Origin of the sequence: Micromonospora sp. SL1-18, assembly GCF_047921505.1 — a bacterium.
GTDB lineage: Bacteria > Actinomycetota > Actinomycetes > Mycobacteriales > Micromonosporaceae > Micromonospora.
In genome coordinates, this window is sequence record NZ_JBLROA010000171.1 from 1 (window position 1) to 1,587 (window position 1,587).

Annotated in this window: 1 protein-coding gene; it reads left to right on the forward strand. The window is 65.0% G+C overall.

From position 1 onward, the window contains the following. Positions 1-87: 87 nt before the first annotated feature. Positions 88-1,545, forward strand: coding sequence for an IS256 family transposase (locus ACNAW0_RS30340; RefSeq protein ID WP_416291472.1), 1,458 nt, complete (start codon positions 88-90; stop codon positions 1,543-1,545). The last annotated feature ends 42 nt before the right edge of the window (positions 1,546-1,587 follow it).

The following is a 1,587-nucleotide window of genomic DNA, read 5'->3' on the forward strand; positions in this document are numbered from 1 at the left end:
GGGCCTGTAGGGAGATCTGTGTAACGGATGTCAATGGATATCCGTTATGACCGGTAGGAGCCGGTCGGCACAGATAGGAATAGTTTGATGGTTCTCTCTTCGGTAGAGCAGTACGACACTCCGGTTGACGTCGAGTCTGAGGTCGCGGCGTTGGCCGAGCGGGTCGCCACGGACGGGCCGCGGCTGCCGCTGTCCGAGCCGGTGCTGGATGAGCAGGCTGCGCGGGTGGCGGCCCGGCGGGCGGTCGACGATCTGATCGACAAGCAGGGGCTGGATGCGTTGCTGGCTCAGATCAAGGGCGACGGGCTGCGGTTGACCGGGCCGGGTGGGTTCCTGTCCGAGTTGGTGAAAGCGGTTCTTGAACGGGGGTTGCAGGCCGAGTTGACCGAGCACCTGGGCTACCGTGCGCACGAATCGACCGGGCGGGGATCGGGTAACTCGCGTAACGGGGCGACGGCCAAGACGGTGCAGACCGAGGTCGGGCCGGTCGAGGTGAAGATCCCTCGAGACCGGGCGGGCACGTTCACCCCGATGCTGGTGCCGAAGAACGCCCGCCGTCTCGGCGGCCTGTCGGATGTGATCATCAGCTTGTATGCCGGTGGGATGACGGTGCGGGACATCTCGCATCACCTGCACCGCGTCTACGGCACCGAGGTCGGCCCGGACACCATCTCCACCATCACCGACGAGGTCCTCGACGAGGTCAAGGCCTGGCAGCACCGGCCCCTGGACGAGGTGTACCCGATCGTCTACGTCGACGCGCTCATGGTGAAGGTGCGTGACGGTGGGCAGGTGCGCAACAAGGCCTGCTACCTCGTCGTCGGGGTCAACACCGAGGGCGTCAAGCATGTGCTGGGTATCTGGGTGCAGCAGAGCGAGGGCGCGAAGTTTTGGATGCAGGTGTGCACCGAGCTGCGTAACCGCGGCGTCAGGGATGTGCTCATCGCCTGCTGCGACGGGCTCACCGGCCTGCCCGAGGCGATCGAGGCCGTGTGGCCCCACACCACGGTCCAGACGTGTGTCGTGCACCTGATCCGCGCGGCGATGAAGTTCGTGTCCTACAAGGATCGCCGGGCGATGGCCGCCGCGCTCAAGGACATTTACACCGCCCCAACGGTGGAGGCCGCCGAGACCGCCCTGCTCGCCTTCGCCGACAGCCCTCTCGGCAAGCGCTACCCCGCCGCGGTCGCCGTCTGGGAACGTGCCTGGGACAGGTTCATCCCCTTCCTCGCGTTCCCACCCGAGATCAGGAAAATCATCTACACCACCAACGCGATCGAATCGTTCAACTACCAGATCCGAAAGATCATCAAAAACCGCGGGCACTTCCCGACCGACGACGCCGTGATCAAGCTGATCTGGCTGGCCATCGCCGACATCGAGGACAAGCGCGCCCGGCAACGCGCCGCCGAATCAGGCAAGCCCGCCAACACCCGCACCGCACCACCGCGCCTCGTCGAAGGCGCCGGCGTCCAGGGCTGGAAACAGGCCCTCAACGCCCTGGAAATCTTCTTCCCAGGCCGCATCCCCATCGATGCCCGATAGTTAGACAGGATAGGACGTTACACAGAAATTCGGACAGGCTCC